A 19,766-nucleotide genomic window follows, 5' to 3' on the forward strand; every position below is an offset into this window, starting at 1 on the left:
TCGCGACGGGCGATCACATCGGTGGAGCGGTGGGTGGTGGCTCCGGCGGCAGGCTCGGCGCCAGCCGTCGCAGCGACGCGAACGTCGGGACGAGCGCGTCGTACAGCTCCGAGAAGAGCGGCAGCAGCGCCGCGTAGGTGGCGGCGGCCGCCGGGTCGGGGCGGATCGTCTTCTCGATCTTGACCAGGTCGGCGGCGACCTCGATCGAGTCGATCAGTCCGAGGGCCTGCATGCCGAGCAGCGCGGCGCCGAAGCTCGACCCCTCGTGCCCGGCGGGGAAGCGGACCGGCATGCCGAGCGCGTCGGCGAGAATCTGCCGCCACAGCGGGCTGCGGGCGAAGCCGCCGCTGGCCCGCACCTCGCGGACCTCGTTGCCGGCCGCCCGCACCGACGCCAGGACCAGGGCGAGCTGCTGGCAGACCCCCTCCAGCGCCGCCCGCACCAGATGCTCGCGGCGGTGGCCGTGGGTCAACCCCACGTACGCGCCGCGGGGCAGCGCGCTCCAGTGCGGCGCGCGCTCGCTGAGCAGGTACGGCAGCATCATCAGCCCGCCGGAGCCGACCGGTGCCTGGGCCGCCAGGTCGAGCAGCTCGCTCTCGGCGTGCTCGCCCAGCTCCGGGGCGAGCGCCTCGCCGGCCCACTGCAACACGATGCCGCCGTTGTTGATCGCGCCGCCGACCGCCCAGCGGTCCTCGGTCAGCGCGTAGCAGAAGACGCCGCCGAGCGGGTCGACGCCCGGCCGTTCCACCATCACCCGCATGGCGCCGCTGGTGCCGATCGAGCAGGCGACCACGCCCGGATGCACCGCGCCGAGGCCCAGGTTGGCCAGCGGACCGTCGCCGGCGCCGACCACGATCGGGGTGTCGGCCGGCAGGCCGGCGGCCCGGGCCGTCTCCGGGGTCAGCCCAGGCAGCACCGTGGTGGTCGGGACCAGCTGCGGCAGCTGCTCCTCGGTGATGCCGGCGATGCCCAGCGCCTCGGCGTCCCAGGCCAGCCGGTGGATGTTCAGCAGGCCGGTGGCGGAGGCGACCGAGTGATCGGTGACCAGCGCCTCGGCCATCCGCAGCAGCACGTAGTCCTTGATCCCCACCCAGTGCGCGACCCGCTCGAAGAGCCTCGGCTGCTGCTCGGCGAACCAGACCAGCTTGGGCAATGGCGCCATCGGATGGACCGGCGTGCCGGTACGCCGGTGCAGGGCCAGCCCGGAAGGGGCGGCGCGCAGCCGCTCGGCCTGGTTGCTGGCGCGCGAGTCGGCCCAGGTGAGCGAGGGGGTAAGCGGGGTGCCGTCGGCGTCGAGGCCGATGAGGCTGTGCATCGCGGTGCTGAACGACAGCCCGGCGATCGGGCCGGGCAGCTCGGCGACGACCGCACGGATGGACTCGCACACGGCCGCGAGGATCCGCTGCGGATCCTGCTCGGCGTAGCCCGGGTGCGGCTCGTCCAGCGGGTAGCCGGCCGCGTGGGCGGCGAGTTGCCGCCCATCGGTGTCGTACGCGACCGTCTTGGTGCTGGTGGTGCCGATGTCCACGCCGACCACGACGGTAGTGGTCGTGTCGCTCACCGGCCCACCTCCTCGCGGGTGGCCGAGGGAGACGGCGCACCCCGGCTCTGGCTGACGTTACCCAGAGTGAGGCTCGCTCGCACGGCGTAGCGACGATCGGCGGATTCCGCCTATCGTGTCGGCCAATCAACCGAATGGTCAGATCTGCAACTTGCGCGTTTCTTGTCGGCCTCCCGCCGCGGTTGATGTGGATGACACCCGGTTGGTGGCTCGCGCGGCGGAGGAGTCGGCGTGGCGAAGACTGATTCGACGGGTTCGACATGGCGTTACCGGTGGGCGCAGCGGCAGAACGAACTGCGCCGGCGGACCTTCCGCGACGCCGACGAGGCGTGGCGACACCGCGGCGAGGAACTGCACCGGCTGCGTACCCTCGCCGAGTCCTTCCAGGGCTCGGCCGATGCCGGCACCGGCCTGCCCCTGGAGCTGGCTCCCGGCGAGGTCGTCTTCTGGTCGCTGCCGGGCGCGAAGCTGGTCGAGGCGCGGCACACCGCCGTCCTGCCGGCCCCCGAGCTGACCGTCGACCCCGGCCCGCCGGCGGTGCGCTCGCGCCGCCCCGCCGGGCTCAAGGTCACCGACGCCGGGCTCGCGGTGCTCACCAACCGCCGGCTGCTGCTGCTCGGCGGGCGCGGCCGGCGCGACTGGGCGTACGGGCGGATGCGCGGCCTCGCCCACGACCCGGCGGCTCCGGTGACGCTGATCCAGGTCCTGGACCGGCGGCGCACCTCCGGCCTGCTGCTGCCCGCCGACGCGGTCGCCGACTTCCGGTTCACGCTGACCCTGGCCTTCGCCGACATGATCGAGCAGCGCGCCGCCGTGATCGCCCAGCTCGACGAGCTGATCGCCGAGCACGCGCAGACCCGGCCGTTCCGGCCCGGCATCGTCAGCCCGGCGCAGGCCCGGCGCTCCGCGCTGGTGCCGGGCGGCCGGCGCACGGTCGCGGTGGCGGCGGCGCTCGCGCTGGTGGTCCCCGCGATGCTCTTCGAATCCGACCCGCCGGTGCGGCCCGGCTCGGAGGTCGCCGTCGCGGCCACCCCGGCGGGCACCGCGACGCCCCCGCCCCGACCGGTCGCCCCGATGGTCAAGGTCGAGGCCACCACCACGCCGAAGCCCCGGCGGACCACCGCGCCGCCGAAGCGGACGTCCGAGCCGCAGCCGGTGGGTGAGCGGCGCTGCGGCGCCCCGGTCAACCCGTTCGGGTACGACTACTGCGGCGGCTCCCGGATCCGCGAGCCCGCCAAGCGGATCTGCGACTACTTCCACTGCGGCGCCGGCTTCTGGTCCGGCCGCGGCTATCTGGTGCAGTGCCGGGACGGGGTGGTCAGCCTGACCGGTGGCCAGCCGGAGGCCTGTGCCGGCCACGAAGGCGTCCGCCGCACCGTCTGGACCTGACGGCCTGCCTCCCCGCGCCCGGTACCCGACGCCCACCCGCCCGCATCCGCCGTTCGACCGCGATGAATCGACCGAACTGCTCTGTGACCGCGGCGTGACCTTCGCCGGCCCGGGCGGTTGTACACGGTGGACGCGGAACCCCTCTGCGATGAAAGGCGACCCGGTGACGGCGACGGACGGGACGGCTACCGGCTGGCGTGCCCGGTGGGTGAAACGGGAGAACGAGCGGCGGCGCACGGCGTACGAGGCCGCCCTGCAGGAGTGGCGGCGACGCGACGACGAGCTGCGCCGGATCTACGCGCGGGCCGAGGAGCCGGCGGAGCCGGCGGAGCCGGCGGCGGCGCTGCCGCTGCCACTGGACGACGACGAGGTCCTGGTCGCCGTGCAGCCCTCGGCGGAACTCGTCGAGGTCACCGCGAGGCACACCGCCGGCCTGCCCGCGCCCGAGCTGACCGTGGTACCCGTCGAGGACACCGGCCGCCCGCCCCGGCTGCCGAAGGGCGTCATGGTGGTCGACGCCGGCATGGCGGTGATCACCGACCGCCGGCTGATCCTCGTCGGGCGCAGCGGCATCCGAGAGTGGCCGTACGAGTGGCTGGCCGGCGTGGCGCACCACGCAAAGCTGCCGCTGAGCCTGCTGCACCCGCACGGCCGCGGAAGGATCCAGGGGGTGGCGGTCCCGCACGCCAATGCGTCCGCCTTCCGGCTGCGGCTCACCCTGGCGTACGCCGAGGCGGTGGGGGAGCGGGAGGCGCTGCTGGACCGGCTCGACGAGGCGGTGGTGGCGCACTGGCACAAGCAACCCGAGGTGCCGGCTCCGGCCACGCCGGCCGAAGCCCCGGCGGCTGCCCGGCTCGCCCGCCCGGTGCTGGTCGCCGCCGTCGCGGTGCTGGTGGCCCTGGCGGCGACCGCGGGCGCGGTCCGCTGGTCCGCGCTGGACCGGCCGGTGGTCGGGATGGAGATGGACGGCGGTGTCGATGGGGATCCGACCGACCCGGGCGAGCCCTCGCCGTCCACCGGCCTCGGGACGCCGGTCAGCTCCACCCCCACCATCAGCCCCGGGGCCACCGGCACCCCGGTGCCCGGTCGTCCCGATCCGGGTACCACCGCACCAACTGCCGGCCCGGGCGCCTCCGGCGAGCCGAACCCGGGCAGGGGCGGCCCTTCCTTCAGTCCTCCCCAGCCGCCGGATCCCGGCGACACCGGCAACCCCCAGCCGAGCCCCTCCGCCAGCTCGCCGAGCCCGATCCCGGCGGACCGCTGTGGCGCGCCGGAGAACCCGTACAACTACAACTACTGCGGCGGGTCCCGCATCTACGACCCAGAGGCGGACGTGTGCAGCTATTTCGCCTGCGTCGAAACCTTCTGGGAAGGCAACGGCTACATGGTGCTGTGCAACGACGGCCTGGTCAGCATGACCGGGATGGGGACCCAACCCTGCGGCGGCCACGGCGGCACCAAGCAGGACGTCTACGACGCCTGACCGGGCCTGTCCCACGGGTTCCCGTCCGACTCGGAACGCCGGCCTCCGCCGGCCCGGCCGCTGGTTAACCGCTCGCCACGTCGGCCGCCCAGCGTTACCGTCCCGGCCGTGTCCCGCACCGTGACCCTCGTCCTGGTCGACCACGCCGGCGTGCCGCTGGGTGCCCTCCCGCCGTACGACCTGCCGGAGCCCTGGTGGCAGGAGGTGGCCTCGGTGGTCGCCGAGGCCCGGCGGCGGCACGGCCTCGACGTGGCGGTGCTACGGCTGCTCGCCGCCGACCGCCCCGAGCCGCCCGGCGGCCACGTCACCTACCTGGGTGAGGTGCCCGGGCGGCCGTCCGTGCCGCTGGATCCGGTGTCGGTGGACCTGTCGCCGGAACCGCTGCGCGCCCCCTGGGCCGAGCCGGGCGGCCCGGCCCGCAGCCTCGCCTGGGCCACCGCCGAGCTGCGCCGACTGGGCCGGCCGGCGACCGTCGTCGCGCAGCAGCGAGCCTGGAACCTGTCCGCCATCTGGCGGCTCGACGGCGACGGCGGCAGCGCCTGGCTCAAGCAGGTGCCGGCGTTCCTCCGGCACGAGGCCGCCGTGCTGCGCTGGCTCGGCCACGCGGTGCCCGGCACCGCACCGACCCTGCTCGCCGACGACGGATCCGGCCGGATGCTGCTCGACCACGTGCCCGGGGACGACCGGTACGAGGCCGGCAGCGACGAGCGGGCCGCCATCGCCGCCGACCACCACGCCATCCAGCTCCGCGCCGCCGGCGACGTGGCGCGGCTCGTCGCGGCCGGCTTACCCGATCGGCGGGGCTCGGCGCTGGCCCGCTGGATCCGCGCCGCGCTCGCCCCGCACGATCCCTCCATCGTGGCGGACCTGTTGACCGGGCTCGACGCCCGCCTCGAGGAGGTACGCCGCTTCGGGCTGCCCGACACCCTCGTGCACGGCGACCTGCACCCCGGCAACGTGCGGAGCGACGGCGAGCGGCGGGTCATCATCGACTGGGGTGACTCGTTCGTCGGCCACCCGGCGTTCGACATCCTGCGGCTCACCGAGACCCTCGACCCGGCGACGGCCGGGCCGCTGCTCGAGGCCTGGGCCGCCCGGTGGCGCGCGGACGTGCCCGGCTGCGACCCGGAGCGGGCGGTCACGCTGCTCCGCCCGGTCGCCGCGCTGCGCCTCGCCGCCGTCTTCGCCATGTTCCTCGCCGGCATCGAGCCGAGCGAACGGCCGTTCCACGTCAACGACGTGCCGGCCTGCCTGGACCGGGCTGCGCTGACCTCGTTCCCCGAGGGTCAGGCGGCTGTTCGCCCGCTTCCTTGACGAGGTGAGTGCAGAACGACGCGACCTGGTCTGAAGCGAGCCCGTCAGAGTCGATCCAGCCTCTGCTTCCGGAGCCCGCGGATGTGGTCCTTGATGGCGCAGAAGGATGTGACCAGGACGTGACCAGGGCCACACATGACCACGCGCGCCGACCGTCGTTGGGCTCAGGAGTGATGGCTGGCAGGGCGGCAGGGTCGAGGGGGCCGAGTGATGGATGAGCACGCCGAGTGGGACGACCTGCGCGAGCGCCGGATGGCGGAGCCGGGCGCCGCCGAGGCGTACGATGCCGCCCGGATCGCGTTCGAGCTTGGTCAGGCGGCGCGGGAGCTTCGGGAGCGCAAGAGCCGGCTCGTTCTGCGCCGGCGGGCGGCTCGCCCTTGATCGCCTCGCCACGCTGCAGCAGAAGCGAGCGCGTCACATGACCGGATCGTGTCCCGTCTCGGTGGCATGAGACGAATCGTTCGTGCCGTCGCCGTCCTGCTCGGCCTGGTGGCCGTCGTCATCGGGGTCTGGGCGCTGCTCCGGCCGGAATCCTTCAGCACGGCAGTCAACTTCCCGCCGCACGAACACTTCGTGCACGACGTCGGCGCCTTCCAGCTCGGCATCGGGGCCACCCTGCTGCTGGCCACGATCTGGACGGACGCGCTCGCGGTGGCCCTCGCCGGCTACCTGGTCGGCGGGATCGCCCACACGGTGACGCACGCCGTTGACGCGGACCTGGGCGGCAGCCCGGCGCAGACCTGGGTGGTCGGGGTGTCGGCGCTGCTCGCCCTCGTGGCGCTGGTGATCCGCCTCCGGGAGCGGGGGTGGGTGGTCGGCGAGGTCGACCCGGCGTCCTCGCCGGCCTGGGCGCCCTTCAACCGGCAGAAGACCGTCGCGCTGACCACGTTCCGCCGCGACGGCACCCCGGTCGCCACGCCGGTGAGCATCGCCGTCGCGGGCGAGCGGGCGTACGTACGCAGCTTCGAGAAGGCCTGGAAGACCCGGCGTCTGCGCAACAACCCCCGGGTCACCGTGGCGCCGTCGACCGGGCGCGGCACGCCGACCGGCCCGGCGATCGAGGCCACCGCCCGCCGGCTGACCGGAGCGGAGTACGACGCCGCCAGCCGGGCGCTGGTGCGCAAGCACCCGATGCTGCACGGGGTGCTCGTGCCCGCGATGCACCGGCTCGGGCGAAGCAGGACCGGTCGTACGGTCCACTTTGAACTGATGCCGGCGACGCCAGCCGCGCCTTCCCGAACGCTCCCGGTGGACGTCGAAGGGGTGCGCAGGTGAGCGGTTACATGAGTGAGAGCTGAACTGCGACGTCGCGCTTCGGGTAGTGCTGCTCCACCTGATCCGGGCCGTACTTGTCGCGGAACATCGCTTCCACGTGGTGGACCCGGTCCGGCTCGGTGATCGGTGTGGCGGTCGTGTTCAACGCCATTCCGTTCGCGGCCACCTGCACCATCGGTGTCTGCCGTACGTTCTTGTACCAGTGGCTGTCCGAGCCGGTGATCGGCATCAGGAACATGCTCTCTTCCTCCTGCACGAACCACACGGGGCGCGAGATCTGCCGTCCGGTCTTCCGGCCGGTCACGGTCAGCTCGACCTCGTTGACGCCCTCAAGCGCTTCCCTGACGGCTTTGGTCACGGTGTCCTCCGTCAACGTCCCGATGTGCCTCCGCTTGCCAGGCTATGGACCTTCGCGGGCGCTCGCGGCGGGATCCGAATCCCCGGCAGTAGCAGCGGCCACGGACACCTCACGGGGCGCAGAAGTTGCTGGTGCGGTCCGACTATTTCCGGTTGAGAAGCGTGACCGCTGGCAGCACCACGAGTGAGCCCGCCAGCCCGGCGAGCAGCGGGTACCCGCCGGTGGAGAGGACGGCGGTGGATGCCAGGCTCGCGGTGGCCGCGGCCGCCCACACTGCCGCGTCGACGGCGCCTTCCACCTGCGCCCGGTCCGCCGCCGGTAGGCCGCTGGCCAGCCGGCCGCTGCCGCCGATGAAGCAGAGATTCCAGCCGTAGCCCAGCAGGAACAGCGCCGCGGTCTGAAGGACGGGCTGGCTGTGTGGCGCGGTGACGGCTGAGGCGGTCGCGATCGCGAGGGTGAGCAGTCCGGCGAGCATGACGGGTCGGGCGCCGAGCCCATCGAGCAGCCGTCCGGTCAGCGGTGACAACGCGAACATGCCTAGCGTGTGCGCGGACAGGGCCATGCCGATCCGGCCCACCTCATGGTGGTGCAGGTGCATGTCCAGCGGCGCCGCGGTCATGACCGCCACCATGACCACCTGTGCGGTCGCCATGACGGCTAACGCCGACCGGGCCGGCGACGTCCGTACCAGGTCGCGGAGGCGGCCCCGCGCCTGAACCGGCTCAGCCCCGCCAGCCGGCAGGCAGAACACCGCGGCCGTGGCGACCGAGCTCGCCAGTGACGAGAAGAGGAACGGGCCGGACAGTGCCACCCAGCCCAGATGGCTTGCGGTGACGCTCACCGGCGCGAGCAGCAGCGGTCCGCCGACCGCGCCGACGGCGCCGGCCCAGACCAGGGTGCCGATCGCGAATCCGCGCCGCTGCACGGGGTAGAGCTCGGCGGCGGCGTAACGCGACAGCAGCGCCCCGGCGTTGCCGAGCCCGAGCAGCAGCATTCCGATGCTCAAGATCGTGATGTCGCTGCGGGCCACCGCGGCGATCGCGAGTGCTCCGCCCACCGTCGCCGCGGCGTACCCGAAGGCGAGACCGGCCCGCCAGCCCCAGCGGTTTGTCGTCCGCGTCAATGCGATCGCGCCGATACCGGTGCCGACGATGCCTGCCGTGTTCGGAACGCCGCCCCAGACAGCACCGAGCCGGTCCGCGGCGACGATCGTGCTCACCGGGCTGGCGGCTGCCATGGCGGCGTTCATCAGGGCAGCGGTCGCAAAGAGCGCGGCCGTGGCGCGGGTACGCGTGGTCTGCCGGGCAGCTGGCGGCGAGGTGATGAGCACACGTCCACGCTAGGAAGCCCGGCCGCTCAGCTACATGGGCGTTGAGCATTGATCGGGCCTGATCGCCTGTTGATTGCAAGGCAGAGAGGCGTGACGCTTGCCAGATGAGCAAACCGCTGGATCAGACGGACTGGCGCATCATCGCCGAGCTGCAGCGCGACGGACGCCTGTCCTACAACCAACTCGGGCGCCTGGTGAACATGTCATCGCCCGCGGTCGCCGAGCGGGTGCGGCGGCTCGAAGAATCCGGGGTGATCGCCGGGTACCAGGCCCGGATCGATCCGGCCCGCGCCGGCCTCCCGCTGACCGCGTTCGTTCAACTGCGGTGTGCGCTCGGCCGCTGCCTGCTCAAGACGACGGCCGCCGATGACTTTCCCGAAGTCGTGGAGGTGCACAAGTTGAGCGGCAGCTCCTGCTCGATGCTGAAGGTGCGCGTGGCGTCGATGCCGCACCTGGAAGGGCTGCTCGAACGCCTCGGCGAGCACGGCGAGATGAACTCCCACGTCGTCTTGTCGACGCAGTACGAAGGCCGGCCCGTTCAACCGGCGAAGGCCGAGTCCCGCCGGGCGACGCAGAGCTCCGGCTGGAGCCGGTAAACAAGACAGGGCTAGGCGGGGTCGACGTCGCGGGAACTGGTCAGCGTGCCGATCGCCACCAGCGCCGGCCCGGCGAGCGCGACCGCCGTCTCCAACGCCGCAGACACCTGCGGAAAGTCGTCCGCTGACGCCCGCACTCCCGCGGCAAGAAACGCATCCTCATGGGGGTTGGCGATCTCCCACCAGGCCGACCACCCGCCTTCGTAGTACCTGCGGATGGTCCTGCAAGAAGGACGTTGACGGGGTTCGCCACAGCAGGTGGGCCCCGTAACCGCGCCAGGGCCGCCACCGGTCGGCGTGCCGCGCGAGGCCGGCTGTGTCGGCGGGTAGCCCGTACGCCCTAGCCGCCGTCTGCAGCTCGCCGCCGGCGGCGGGGAAGGCGTCTGGGTCGCCGAGCGCGTGCAGCATGAGGTCATCGATCTGGGCGGGCCCGAGACCGGGTATGGCGAGCAGGCTGCGCCGGACCGCCACCCGGTCGGCGCCCTCGTCCAAGCGCAGCTGGCCGGTAGCCAGCAGCTGAGCCATCTCCCGAACCGCGCTCGCTCGGGCCTCGGGCAGAGCGAGGTCGTCAGCGGCGGCGATGGCTGCAGGGTCCGGAAACGTGTGGGTGAGCCCGCCATCGGGGCTGGGCAACGGATCGGCGAGCGCCGCGACCAGACTCGCCGCGTGCGAACCGAGCACGATGCGCAGCGCTGTCTCCGCACCGTCCACTGTGCCGGGTAGCCGCAGGCCGGGCACCGCTTTGGTCAGCGGTGCGAGGGCCGGATCGGCGGCCAGCACGGGAAGGTAGCTGCCCGGGTCGGCGTCCAGGTCGAGCAGGCGCCGGCAGCGGGCTACGGCGGCGCCCAGGTCGGCCACGGTGGCCAGCCGGAACGTCGCCTGCACGTGGGCGGGTGCGGGGCGCAGGGTCACGGTGCCGGGCCCACCGGGTAGCCGCAGGGCGCGACGGTACGTGCCGTTGGCGTACTCCTCGATGCCTGGCAGTGCGCGGGCCGCCAACCATCCGACTACCCCGTATGGGTCGTACGGTTGCCGGACGACCAGCCGCAACGTGAGGCCGCCGCCCGGGTGCCGGTCGTCGCGCCGGCGCGCGGCCGCGCGTAGCTGCGACGGCGTGGCGCCGAAGATCTCGCGGAGGGTGTCGTTGAACTGCCGGATGCTGGAGAAGCCAGCGGCGAAGGCGACCTCACCGAACGGCATCCCGGTGGTCTCGACGAGCAGCCGTGCCTGGTACGCCCGCTGGGAGCGAGCCAGGGCAAGCGGCGGGGCACCGACCGCCTCGACCAGCAGTCGATGCAGATGCCGGACACTGACCGCAAGCTTCCGGGCCAGCCCAGGCACGCCTTCGCGGTCCACCACGCCGTCCGCGATCAGCCGCATCGCCCGGCCGACCACGTCGGCTCGCGTGTTCCACTCCGGCGATCCGGGCACCGCGTCCGGGCGGCAGCGCTTGCAGGCGCGCAGTCCGGCGAGTTGAGCGGCAGCCGCAGTCCGGTAGAAGGTGACGTTTGCCGGTTTCGGGCAGACCGGCGAGGGGCAGCTCGGCCGGCAGTAGATCCCGGTGGTGCGTACCCCGACGATGAACCAGCCGTCGAACCGCGGATCGCGGCTACGGGTGGCCTGGTAGCACCGCTCGAAGTCGAGCTCCATCTCGCCCATCATGCCTGGCCGCCGATCGCAGCCCGATCGGGTTCGGGCACACCGCGGTCGGCGGCGAGTTGTGCTCCCGCTGCGGTCAGGTCCCGGGCGAAGAGGAGGGCGGGCACCGCCATCAGCGCGCAGATCGCCAGCACCGTGGCGGCAACGCCGTCTCGCAGGGTCAGTGCGGCCAACCCGGCACCCAGCGGCGGGGTGGCCTGCATCAGCGTGCGCAGTAGCGCGAACAACCGCCCGTGCACGCCGGCCGGGGCGGCGGTCATCCGCAGCGTCTGCGCCCAGGTGGTCATCGCCGCCGCGCAGCCACCCAACCCGACCAGGCCAACGACGGCCATCCACGGCGACGGCGCCAGCACGGCGAGCACGGCGACCGCGGCTACCAGCGACGCCAACACCACGGACCTCGTCAGCGACGGCCGCCAGGACCAGCGCAGCAGAACCAGCGCGGCGAGCAGTTCACCGCCGGTCACTGCGGCCACCAGGTAGCCGTACCCGCCAGCACCGAGCCCGAACTCGACCGCGCGCTCGGGCAGCACCACCAGCAGGGCACCCTCCCCGATGTTGAACAGCGCGAACATGATCGTCGTATCGCGCAGCACCGGCTCGCGGACCATCAGCCGCAGCACCGGGCCAAGCCCACCGCGACGCCGGCGCGCTGCGGCCGGCCGGGAGACCGCCCGCGCCGGCCTGCCGCTGATCCGCGTGCCGACCAGACACACCGCGAAGACGAGATAGCTCAGTACATCGACAGCCACCACGTACCCCGGTCCGACCGTGGCCACCGCAATGCCCGCGCCCACCGCGCCGACCAGACCGGCGATCCCAAAGCTCACCGACTCCAGGGCGTTGGCCGCCATGAGCTGTCTGGGCGGCACCAGCACCGGAATCAGCGCCGGGAACCCGGCCAGGCTGGTCATCTTCAACAGCCCGTACACCGCAGCGACCAGGTAAAGGTGGGTGTCTGTCAACCCGCCCAGTGCCGCCGCCAGCGGCACCGTGCCGAACACCACTGCCCGCAACAGGCTGTCCCCAACGAGCAGCCATCGGCGGTCATACCGGTCAAGGGCCCAGCCGGCGACCAGCCCACCGACCGCGACGGGCGCCGTGTAGAGCACGGCAAGGGTCGCCACGCTGCCATCGGCCAGACCCAACGCGTACGCCACCAACGCGACCCAGCTCGCCGCATCCCCGGCCGCCGACACGGTCGCCCCGATCCACACCCGGCGGAACGCGGCGTTGCTCAGCGGAGACCCACTCTTGTCGATCACGCGTCCATGCTTCAGGCGAGCCGCTGGGCGACGCTGGCGGGAATCGGCCAACTGAGTCAAGCCGGCAATCGTGCCACTGGACTCGACGTGCCGGGGCCGCGGAAATGCACCCTCGCCGTAGTCAAAGCGTGACCTAAAGCGAACTCGGCGGTTGTACCGGGTGCGACGCCGAAACATCTTCGTGAGAGGCGGCCTGGGGTGATACAAGTGGACGGCACCGAATCGGGTTGGCGGGCCCGCTGGGCCAGTCGGGAGAACGCCCGGCGGCGACGCGCCTACGAGGACACCGTCGAGGCCTGGTGCCTGCGGGGTGTCCGACTGCAGCGTCTGCGGGCCGCCGCCGAGGACATCCCGGGGCGTACCCGCGCCGGCGTGCCGGTGGATCTGCCCGACGACGAGAACGTCATCCTCGTGCAGCCTTCCACCGGGCTGATCCAGGTCCCGGCCGTCGATGACACCGTTCCGCCCGTACCCGAGCTCTCGGTCATTCCCGTAGAGCGGGCGGAGCCGGAAGCCCGGCCGCCGCGCGGCCTCCGGGTGGTCGACGCCGGCATCGCGGTGGTCACCGACCGCAGGCTCCTCCTGCTGGGTCGCAAGGACGATCGCGAGTGGACGTACGCCGAGCTGAGCGGCCTGGCGCACGACGGCTCGGTGCCGATCACCCTGCTCTACACCCACGATGGTGAGGTGGCGGGCCTGCGCGTGCCCCTCGGCTCCGCGGCCCGCTTCCGGCTGCGGCTGACCCTCGCGTACGCCGACGCCACCGGCCAGCGTGGCGCCGTCCTTGCCCGGCTCGACGAGGCGGTAGCCGCCAACCGGCAGTCCCGGCCGGCGGCGCCGGTGGTCGCCACCGCCGAGCAGGCACCGGCGCGTGCCCGACTGGCCCGGCCGGCGCTCGCCGCCGCCAGCATGCTGTTCGTCGCGCTGGCGTTCGCCACGATGACCGGCTCGGAAGCGCAGTACCGCCCGCCCACCGCGTTACCCGCCCACGGCGGCATCCCCGCTGTACTTGCCACTCCCAGCCCGGCCACCGAGGTCGGGCCGGCGGCCAGCAGCGCCCCCGAACCGCCCGGCACGACCACGACCCCTGGGACGGACCCCGAGGCGGGCGCCGAGGGGCAGATCCTGCGCCCGGTCGGCCTGGTGGTGCCCCTGCCGGCGGCAACGGCAACTGCGCGCAACCCGCGGGACGTCCCGCCGGCTCCCGCCCCGGGTCCCGTCGACCGGCCCAGGCGCCCCTCGCCGACGCCTTCCGCGCCGGCCTCCCCGACCCCGTCCGCCCCGACGCCGACCGATCGCTGCGGCGCGCCCGAGAACCCGTACGGCTACAACTACTGCGGCGGCGCCCTCGTCTTCGAGCCAGCCGCCGACGTGTGCAGCTACTTCGTCTGCGTGGACGGTTTCTGGGCGGGTGAGGGCTACCTGATCCGGTGCGGTGACGGCACGGTGGGCATGGTGAGCGGGAAGATCGGCACCTGTCCCGACCGACAGGGCAGGAAGGATCCGGTCTACGGGATGGCGCCGGCGAGTGACGACCGCCCGGTCAGCCGCGGTCATGGGCGGCTGACCGGCGGCTGACCCCGTCAGCACGGAACCCGAGGTCCCCGAACCGCTCGCCAAGTCTTCGCCAGCCGATTTCGTCGGGTGTGGCTTCGCGCACCTTGGCAAGCGTTTCCGCGATGAGGTCGCGGTCCTCGTCGTCGAGACGCACGCTCTTTCGCCGGAACTCTGGTGGGCAATCGTGCGTCGAAGGGCGTGGAGGTGGCGGGGATGGTCCGAGGGCGCTGGATGCTCTGGATCGCGGCGGTGGCCATGCTCGGCGGTTGCGGACCGGCTGGGGACGGGGCCGGTGGGAATGGTCGGGCTGAGGACGGCTTGGACCGACTGCGCCAGCAGGCGCGCGACGCCCTGGCCCGGTACGACCAGGCGGTCCGGGACGCCGGTGGGGCGCAGGGCTTCGTGCCGGTCGGGGACCTGACCGGTCAGCTCGGCGACTGGGAACCGGCGAACGGGGACAACAACAAGCTGGCGCTGCTGGCGGGCCAGGTCTTCCCCGCCGAGGCGCTGCCCACGGCCGGGCAAAAGACGGGGACGGTGGTCTGGGAGACCGGCAGGACTCAGCCCGTCCCTCTGATGTCGGCCGAGGAGACCCTGGCGCAGATGAGAGCGGCCGGCGGGCGCGGCTGCTCCGGGTGCGTACCCCTGGAGGCCACCGCCGCGCGCCTGACCACCGTGCGGATCCCCACCACGCGCGGCCCTGCGACGGCGCCGGCCTGGGAATACACCCTCAAGGGTACGGCGGTGCGGCTGACCCGGATCGCGGCCGCCCCCGCCATCGAGGTGACGCCACCACCCTGGGATGCCGACCACCCGCACGGCGGGCTGCGGATCGACTCGGCGACCGGGACCACAACGAGCCGGCAGCTCACCGTCGCCTTCACCGGCTCCCCCGACCCGAAAAGCCAGCCGTGCGGCGCCGACTACAGCGCGGAGGCCGTCGAGTCGGGCAATGCCGTCGTCGTGATCGTCATCGAGCACCCCCACGCCGACCGCGAGACGTGCGGGGATATCGGAGCGCGGCGGACCGCCACCGTCGAGCTGGCGCAACCGCTCAGGGAGCGGGCGGTCCTCGAGGTCCAGCAGGGCCTGCCGGTCCCGCTGACGATCAGCGGCTGAGCGGTTCCGCGCCACCAGTCTTTCCTCGACGTCGTTGAGAACGTCCGAGCCGGCTGCTCTGATGAGTGGCCATGGGGGAGTGCGAGGCGCGCCGCACCGTCGAGGCGGTGTGGCGGATGGAATCCGGGCGGGTCATCGCCGGCCTGGCCGCGGTCGTGCGCGACGTCGGGCAGGCCGAGGAGCTGGCGCAGGACGCGCTGGTCGCCGCGCTGGAGCAGTGGCCGCGCGACGGCGTACCGGCCAATCCGGGCGCGTGGCTGATGACGGTCGGCAAGCGGCGGGCGGTCGACGCCCTGCGCCGCCGGCAGACCCAGGACCGCAAGGTCGCCGAGCTCGGCCGCGACCTCGGCGCCGAGGAGTTCACGCCGGACTTCGACGCCGCGTTCGAGGAGCGGATCGAGGACGACCTGCTCCGGCTGATCTTCGTCGCCTGCCACCCGGTCCTGTCCCCGATCGCGCGCGCCGCGCTCACCCTGCGGCTGCTCGGTGGCCTGACCACCGAGGAGATCGCCCGGGCCTTCCTGACCTCCGAGTCGACGGTCGGGCAGCGGATCACCCGGGCCAAGCAGAGCCTCGCCGCCGCGCACGTGCCGTTCGAGGTGCCCGGGCCGGCCGAACGCGCCGAGCGGCTCGCCTCCGTGCTGGAGGTCATCTACCTGATCTTCAACGAGGGCTACTCGGCCACCGCCGGGGACGACTGGATGCGCCCGGCGCTCTGCGGGGAGGCGCTGCGCCTGGCCCGGGTGCTGCAGGGGCTGATGCCCGACGAGCCCGAGGTGCACGGCCTGGCCGCGCTGCTGGAGATCCAGGCCTCTCGCACCGCCGCCCGCACCGGCCCCGACGGGGTACCCATCCTCCTGAACGACCAGGACCGCGGCCGCTGGGACCAGCTGCTCATCCGCCGCGGGCTCGCCGCCCTCGACCGGGCCCAGGCGCTCGGAGGGGACCCCGGCCCGTACGCCCTCCAGGCGGAGATCGCGGGCTGTCACGCGCGGGCGCGTACCCCGGAGGAGACCGACTGGGCGCGGATCGCCGCGCGGTACGCGGAGCTGGCCCGGCTCGTGCCCTCGCCCGTGGTGGAGCTCAACCGGGCCGTCGCCGTCTCCTTCGCCGACGGCCCGGCCGCCGGCCTGGAGCTGGCGCGGGCACTGGCGGACGAGCCGGCGCTGGCGCACTACCACCTGCTGCCGAGCGTGCTCGGGGACCTGCTCGCCAAGCTCGGCCGGCACGACGAGGCCCGGGTGGAGTTCGAGCGGGCGGCCTCGCTGACCGGCAACGCCCGCGAGCGGGCGCTCCTGCTCGCCCGCGCCGCCGCCTGCTGAAAATTTTCTGAGCCGCGATGTCGGATCCCGGCCGCCCCGATCGACGCGTCAGTGAGAGCCGATGACGAGGAGATCGACATGACCAGTACGACGATGCCGCGAGCCGGGGTAACCCGGGCCGTGTCGACACGGACCCTGCTGGCGGCGGGCATCGCCACCGGGCCGGTGTTCGGGGTTGCGGCGGCGGGCCAGGTGCTCCTGCGCGACGGGTACGACCTGAGCCGCCAGCCGCTGAGCCTGCTCGCCCTGGGCGAGCTGGGCTGGATCCAGATCGCCAACTTCGTACTCTCCGGGCTGCTGGCCCTCGCCGGGGCCGCCGGGCTGCGACGGGCGCTGCGGGGGACGGCGGCCGGCACGTGGGGGCCGGCGCTGGTGGCCGCCTTCGGGACCGGGCTGATCGTCGCCGGCGTGCTGCGCGCCGACCCGAGCATGGGCTGGCCCGCCGGCGCGCCGGAGGGATCGCCGGAGACGCTGAGCTGACACGCCGTCGGGCACGGGGTCGGGGCGATGCTGGCCTTCGGGTCGCTGACCGTCGCCTGCCTGGTCTTCGCCCGGCGCTTCCTGCGCACCGGCCGGCGTGGCTGGGCGGTGTTCTCGGTGCTTTGCGCGCTGGCGACCGTGGTCGTCATGGCCTGGCCCGACCAGGACAGCATCAGCGTCCGGATGGCCCTCGGCTCGTTCTTCATCTTCGGCTGGCTCGCCGCGGTATCCGCCCGGGTCCGCGCGGACCTCACCTGATGCGCCGCTCCGGCGCACCTCACCAGAAAGGAACCTCACCGATGCGGTTCATGCTCATGCACAAGCTGGACGAGGACACTCCCGGCGCCTTCAACCCGAGCCCGGAGTTCATGAAGCGGATGGACGCCTTCATCGGGGAGGTGTCGAAGGCCGGCGTGCTGCTCGCCGCCGAAGGGCTGCATCCCAGCAAGGTCGACTCCACCCGGCTCACCACTGCCAAGGGGAAGACCACGGTCACCGACGGGCCGTTCACCGAGACCAAGGAACTCATCGCCGGCTTCGCGCTGGTGCAGGTGCGGTCGAAGGAGGAGGCGGTGGAGTGGGGTAAGCGGTTCATCGACGTCTTCGTGCAGGAGGGGATCGACGTCGAGGTGGACGTGCGGCGGGTCTGCGAGCCGTCCGACTTCGCCTGACCGATCTGAGGCGCGGGCAGGTGCACCCGGTGGGGCACCTGCCCGCCTCGCCATTCCTGGTGTCACATCTGGGGATCGCCCGATGGGACAGATGCCGGAATCGTCGGCGTGGTCCCTGTGCGCGCTGGGAGGGAAACGCCAGGAGGCGTCTTCTGCGTGGCAGCTCTCCTGCGAATACTCGGGAACATGGATGCCGTCCTCGACTGGGCGTGGCGACTCGACGTCGGCCAGGTGGTCGGGCTGGCTCTGCTGGAGAACGTCATCCTCTTCCTGATCGCCGTCGGTGTCGGCAACGCGATGCTGCGGCTGCCGACGGTCGTACGGCTGCTGCCCGACCCTGGCCGGATCAGCCGGCTGCAGGTCTGGCTCGCCGGCGGGGCGATCCTGATGAACTCGATGGTCACGGTCGCCGGCTGGGGACTGTGGAAGGCCGGCACGATTCACCTGAACCCGGATGCCGGCGTCCGCGCCCTGATCGACTTCGTCCTGCTGCTCCTGCTGATGGACCTCCTGATGTACGGCGGGCACGCGGTCGCGCACCGGCCCCGGCTCTTCCCGCTCGCCCACGCGCTGCACCACCGGTTCGTTGACGCCCGCCCCGCCACGCTGTACGCGCTCCACCCGCTGGAGATCCTCGGATTCGGCGGGCTCTGGCTGGCCGCGCTCGCGATACACGCATTCTCGGTCTGGGCGATCCTCGCCTACACCGCGGTGAATCTCATCTTCGGAATCTTCGGGCACCTGGGCGTGGAGGTGCTCCCGCCGGCGGCCCGGCGCAGCCGGATGTTCCGCTGGATCGCCACCCCGACGCTGCACGCGGGGCACCACGTCGAGCCGGCGGTCAACCTCGGCTTCTACACGTCGATCTGGGACCGGCTCTTCGGCACGCTCGCCACCGACTACGACCAGCGCCGCTTGTCAACCGACCCCGAGCCGTACGCCCTGGTGGCCTGACCCGGGCGCTCATCCGGTCGGCACCTGCACCGCACGGGCGTAGCGGGTGGTCAGGGTCCGCAGGTGGGCGACCAGCTCGGGCGGGTCGGTGACCTCGAAGTCCAGGTCGAGCATGCCCAGGTAGACGGCGAGCGTGTGCACACTGTCCGCGCCCGTGTCGAGCACGCAGGTGCCCTCGTCGACGGCCTCCACCACGCCCACCGCCGGGTTGATCCGCTCGGTCACCACCTCCGCCGGGGCGTGCACCACGACCCGGGCCTGGTAGCGCCACGCCGCGGCCGAGACGCCGCGGGCCACATATGCGGCCGCACCGCCCTCCGGCGGCTCGCGGTGCGGGAAGCGCGGGCCGGTCGGGGTGCGCGGGGTGATCCGGTCGACCCGGAAGGTGCGCCAGTCGTCGCGGTCGACGTCCCAGGCGACGAGGTACCAGCGCCGCCCCCAGGAGACCAGCCGGTGCGGTTCGACCGCCCGCACGCTGGCCGAGCCGTCGTGCCCGCGGTAGTCGAACCGCAGGCGTTCCTGATCCCGGCAGGCGGCGGCGAGCACGGTCAACACCCGCGGGTCGACGGTCGGCCCGGGCCGATCCGCGGGCACCGGCTCCGTGTACGCCTGCAGCGCGTTGACCCGGTGCCGCAGGCGCGCCGGGAGCACCTGTTCCAGCTTGGCGAGCGCCCGTGTCGAGGTTTCCTCGATGCCGGCGATCGTGCCGCCGGCGGCCGTGCACAGCCCGACCGCGACGGCCACCGCCTCCTCGTCGTCGAGTAGCAGCGGTGGCATGGCGGTGCCGGCGCCCCGGGCGGCCACTACGCCGCGCAGCTGGCGCCAGACGTGCTGGTGCGGGACATCCGCGAGTTCTTCGATGGCCTGAAGTGAGCCAGATGCTGGGCGCCCGACGCGGACGCCAGGGAGGTGTCATTCGTCGGCGACTGACGCGGCGTTCGTGGCGTCCACGTGCTGTCCGGTCATGGCGCGCTGAAGTTCGGCACGGTGATCTCGCCGGCCGGGCCGAGCGGAAAGCCGGGGTTGTAGGCGATCTCCCAGATGTGGCCGTCGGGGTCGGCGAAGCTGCCCGCGTACCCGCCGTAGAAGGTCTCCTGCGCGGGCCGCGTCACCTCCGCTCCGGCGGCGGCCGCTTCCTGGAGGACCTGGTCGACCTCGTCCTGCGACCGGACGTTGTGCGCCAGCGTCATGCCGCCGAAGCCGTCGGAGCCCTGGTCGGCCAGGCCGGCGTCGGCGGCCAGCTTGTCGCGCCCCCAGAGCACGACAGCCATGGCGCCGGCCTGGAAGAACACCGTCTCCTCGACCTCCCGGCCCTGCCAGCCGAGCCGCTCGTAGAACACCCGCGCCCGCTCCAGATCGGCGACCCCGAGCGTGATCAGACTGATGCGCTGCTCCATCCCCGCACCGTACCGCCGGCGCCCCGCCCACCGGCC

General features: G+C 73.1%; 19 protein-coding genes and 1 pseudogene. 13 read left to right on the plus strand and 7 right to left on the minus strand.

Going from position 1 to position 19,766, the window contains the following annotated elements; translation table 11 throughout:
• Window positions 1-13 precede the first annotated feature (13 nt).
• Window positions 14-1,561, minus strand: coding sequence for a gluconokinase (locus GA0070624_RS09535; protein ID WP_091339114.1), 1,548 nt, complete (start codon window positions 1,559-1,561; stop codon window positions 14-16).
• A gap of 231 nt (window positions 1,562-1,792) precedes the next feature.
• Between GA0070624_RS09535 and GA0070624_RS09540 the strand changes: the two genes are divergently transcribed.
• The 5 genes from GA0070624_RS09540 to GA0070624_RS09560 all read left to right on the plus strand — a co-directional run bounded on the left by GA0070624_RS09540 (window position 1,793) and on the right by GA0070624_RS09560 (window position 7,022).
• On the plus strand, window positions 1,793-2,950 hold the full coding sequence (locus tag GA0070624_RS09540) for a hypothetical protein (protein ID WP_091339117.1): 1,158 nt from the start codon (window positions 1,793-1,795) through the stop codon (window positions 2,948-2,950).
• A gap of 163 nt (window positions 2,951-3,113) precedes the next feature.
• Window positions 3,114-4,433, plus strand: coding sequence for a hypothetical protein (locus tag GA0070624_RS09545; protein WP_141714968.1), 1,320 nt, complete (start codon window positions 3,114-3,116; stop codon window positions 4,431-4,433).
• A 108-nt stretch (window positions 4,434-4,541) separates the two neighbouring features.
• A complete protein-coding gene (locus tag GA0070624_RS09550; protein WP_091339123.1) occupies window positions 4,542-5,747 on the plus strand; it encodes an aminoglycoside phosphotransferase family protein in 1,206 nt (401 codons plus the stop codon).
• 210 nt (window positions 5,748-5,957) lie between these two features.
• Window positions 5,958-6,128: a hypothetical protein gene (locus GA0070624_RS09555; protein WP_218105132.1), complete on the plus strand. Its 171-nt coding sequence runs from the start codon at window positions 5,958-5,960 to the stop codon at window positions 6,126-6,128.
• Window positions 6,129-6,194: 66 nt separating this feature from the next.
• Window positions 6,195-7,022 (plus strand): PPOX class F420-dependent oxidoreductase, encoded by an 828-nt coding sequence (locus GA0070624_RS09560; protein ID WP_091339126.1) that lies wholly within the window; start codon window positions 6,195-6,197, stop codon window positions 7,020-7,022.
• Between the two features lie 4 nt (window positions 7,023-7,026).
• On the opposite strand, the gene GA0070624_RS09565 is transcribed toward GA0070624_RS09560, so the two are convergent.
• A complete protein-coding gene (locus GA0070624_RS09565) occupies window positions 7,027-7,395 on the minus strand; it encodes a nitroreductase/quinone reductase family protein (protein WP_245718720.1) in 369 nt (122 codons plus the stop codon).
• 127 nt (window positions 7,396-7,522) lie between these two features.
• Window positions 7,523-8,710 carry an MFS transporter gene (locus GA0070624_RS34655; protein ID WP_091339129.1) on the minus strand — a complete coding sequence of 396 codons (1,188 nt, stop codon included), beginning with the start codon at window positions 8,708-8,710 and terminating at the stop codon, window positions 7,523-7,525.
• 104 nt (window positions 8,711-8,814) lie between these two features.
• Between GA0070624_RS34655 and GA0070624_RS09575 the strand changes: the two genes are divergently transcribed.
• Window positions 8,815-9,306 carry an Lrp/AsnC family transcriptional regulator gene (locus tag GA0070624_RS09575; RefSeq protein ID WP_091339133.1) on the plus strand — a complete coding sequence of 164 codons (492 nt, stop codon included), beginning with the start codon at window positions 8,815-8,817 and terminating at the stop codon, window positions 9,304-9,306.
• A 159-nt stretch (window positions 9,307-9,465) separates the two neighbouring features.
• On the opposite strand, the gene GA0070624_RS09580 is transcribed toward GA0070624_RS09575, so the two are convergent.
• Both GA0070624_RS09580 and GA0070624_RS09585 read right to left on the minus strand, forming a co-directional pair.
• Window positions 9,466-10,956 carry a DNA-3-methyladenine glycosylase 2 family protein gene (locus GA0070624_RS09580; protein ID WP_091348485.1) on the minus strand — a complete coding sequence of 497 codons (1,491 nt, stop codon included), beginning with the start codon at window positions 10,954-10,956 and terminating at the stop codon, window positions 9,466-9,468.
• A gap of 8 nt (window positions 10,957-10,964) precedes the next feature.
• Entirely contained in the window at window positions 10,965-12,230 is a 1,266-nt protein-coding gene (locus tag GA0070624_RS09585; RefSeq protein WP_176731643.1) for an MFS transporter, read from the minus strand.
• Between the two features lie 207 nt (window positions 12,231-12,437).
• On the opposite strand from GA0070624_RS09585, the gene GA0070624_RS09590 reads away from it, so the two are divergent.
• The 7 genes from GA0070624_RS09590 (at window position 12,438) to GA0070624_RS09615 (ending at window position 18,333) form a co-directional block, all read left to right on the plus strand.
• On the plus strand, window positions 12,438-13,808 hold the full coding sequence (locus GA0070624_RS09590) for a hypothetical protein (RefSeq protein WP_091339139.1): 1,371 nt from the start codon (window positions 12,438-12,440) through the stop codon (window positions 13,806-13,808).
• A gap of 153 nt (window positions 13,809-13,961) precedes the next feature.
• The gene (locus GA0070624_RS09595; protein WP_141714971.1) at window positions 13,962-14,906 is read left to right on the plus strand and encodes a hypothetical protein; all 945 of its coding nucleotides are present in this window, start codon (window positions 13,962-13,964) and stop codon (window positions 14,904-14,906) included.
• Between the two features lie 71 nt (window positions 14,907-14,977).
• Entirely contained in the window at window positions 14,978-16,228 is a 1,251-nt protein-coding gene (locus GA0070624_RS09600) for an RNA polymerase sigma factor (protein ID WP_091339145.1), read from the plus strand.
• A 78-nt stretch (window positions 16,229-16,306) separates the two neighbouring features.
• The gene (locus tag GA0070624_RS35635; protein WP_245718721.1) at window positions 16,307-16,708 is read left to right on the plus strand and encodes a DUF998 domain-containing protein; all 402 of its coding nucleotides are present in this window, start codon (window positions 16,307-16,309) and stop codon (window positions 16,706-16,708) included.
• Between the two features lie 27 nt (window positions 16,709-16,735).
• A complete protein-coding gene (locus GA0070624_RS35640; RefSeq protein WP_245718722.1) occupies window positions 16,736-16,966 on the plus strand; it encodes a hypothetical protein in 231 nt (76 codons plus the stop codon).
• Between the two features lie 41 nt (window positions 16,967-17,007).
• Window positions 17,008-17,379, plus strand: coding sequence for a YciI family protein (locus GA0070624_RS09610; RefSeq protein ID WP_091339148.1), 372 nt, complete (start codon window positions 17,008-17,010; stop codon window positions 17,377-17,379).
• A gap of 186 nt (window positions 17,380-17,565) precedes the next feature.
• Complete coding sequence (locus tag GA0070624_RS09615; protein WP_091339150.1) at window positions 17,566-18,333, plus strand: sterol desaturase family protein; 768 nt, start codon at window positions 17,566-17,568, stop codon at window positions 18,331-18,333.
• Between the two features lie 9 nt (window positions 18,334-18,342).
• On the opposite strand, the pseudogene GA0070624_RS09620 reads toward GA0070624_RS09615, so the two are convergent.
• Window positions 18,343-19,125 (minus strand): annotated as a pseudogene (locus GA0070624_RS09620) (helix-turn-helix transcriptional regulator); the annotation flags it as partial.
• A gap of 170 nt (window positions 19,126-19,295) precedes the next feature.
• Window positions 19,296-19,730, minus strand: coding sequence for a VOC family protein (locus GA0070624_RS09625; RefSeq protein WP_091339153.1), 435 nt, complete (start codon window positions 19,728-19,730; stop codon window positions 19,296-19,298).
• Window positions 19,731-19,766 lie beyond the last annotated feature (36 nt).

The organism is Micromonospora rhizosphaerae (genome assembly GCF_900091465.1).
In the GTDB taxonomy this organism is placed as follows: domain Bacteria; phylum Actinomycetota; class Actinomycetes; order Mycobacteriales; family Micromonosporaceae; genus Micromonospora; species Micromonospora rhizosphaerae.

Coding starts and splice junctions, on each gene's coding strand:
- GA0070624_RS09555 (WP_218105132.1), top strand. CDS start 5,958: ATGGATGAGCACGCCGAGTGGGACGACCTGCGCGAGCGCCGGATGGCG.
- GA0070624_RS35635 (WP_245718721.1), top strand. CDS start 16,307: ATGACCAGTACGACGATGCCGCGAGCCGGGGTAACCCGGGCCGTGTCG.
- GA0070624_RS09610 (WP_091339148.1), top strand. CDS start 17,008: ATGCGGTTCATGCTCATGCACAAGCTGGACGAGGACACTCCCGGCGCC.
- GA0070624_RS09600 (WP_091339145.1), top strand. CDS start 14,978: ATGGGGGAGTGCGAGGCGCGCCGCACCGTCGAGGCGGTGTGGCGGATG.
- GA0070624_RS09625 (WP_091339153.1), bottom strand. CDS start 19,730: ATGGAGCAGCGCATCAGTCTGATCACGCTCGGGGTCGCCGATCTGGAG.
- GA0070624_RS09575 (WP_091339133.1), top strand. CDS start 8,815: ATGAGCAAACCGCTGGATCAGACGGACTGGCGCATCATCGCCGAGCTG.
- GA0070624_RS35640 (WP_245718722.1), top strand. CDS start 16,736: ATGCTGGCCTTCGGGTCGCTGACCGTCGCCTGCCTGGTCTTCGCCCGG.
- GA0070624_RS09560 (WP_091339126.1), top strand. CDS start 6,195: ATGAGACGAATCGTTCGTGCCGTCGCCGTCCTGCTCGGCCTGGTGGCC.
- GA0070624_RS09580 (WP_091348485.1), bottom strand. CDS start 10,956: ATGGAGCTCGACTTCGAGCGGTGCTACCAGGCCACCCGTAGCCGCGAT.
- GA0070624_RS09615 (WP_091339150.1), top strand. CDS start 17,566: ATGGATGCCGTCCTCGACTGGGCGTGGCGACTCGACGTCGGCCAGGTG.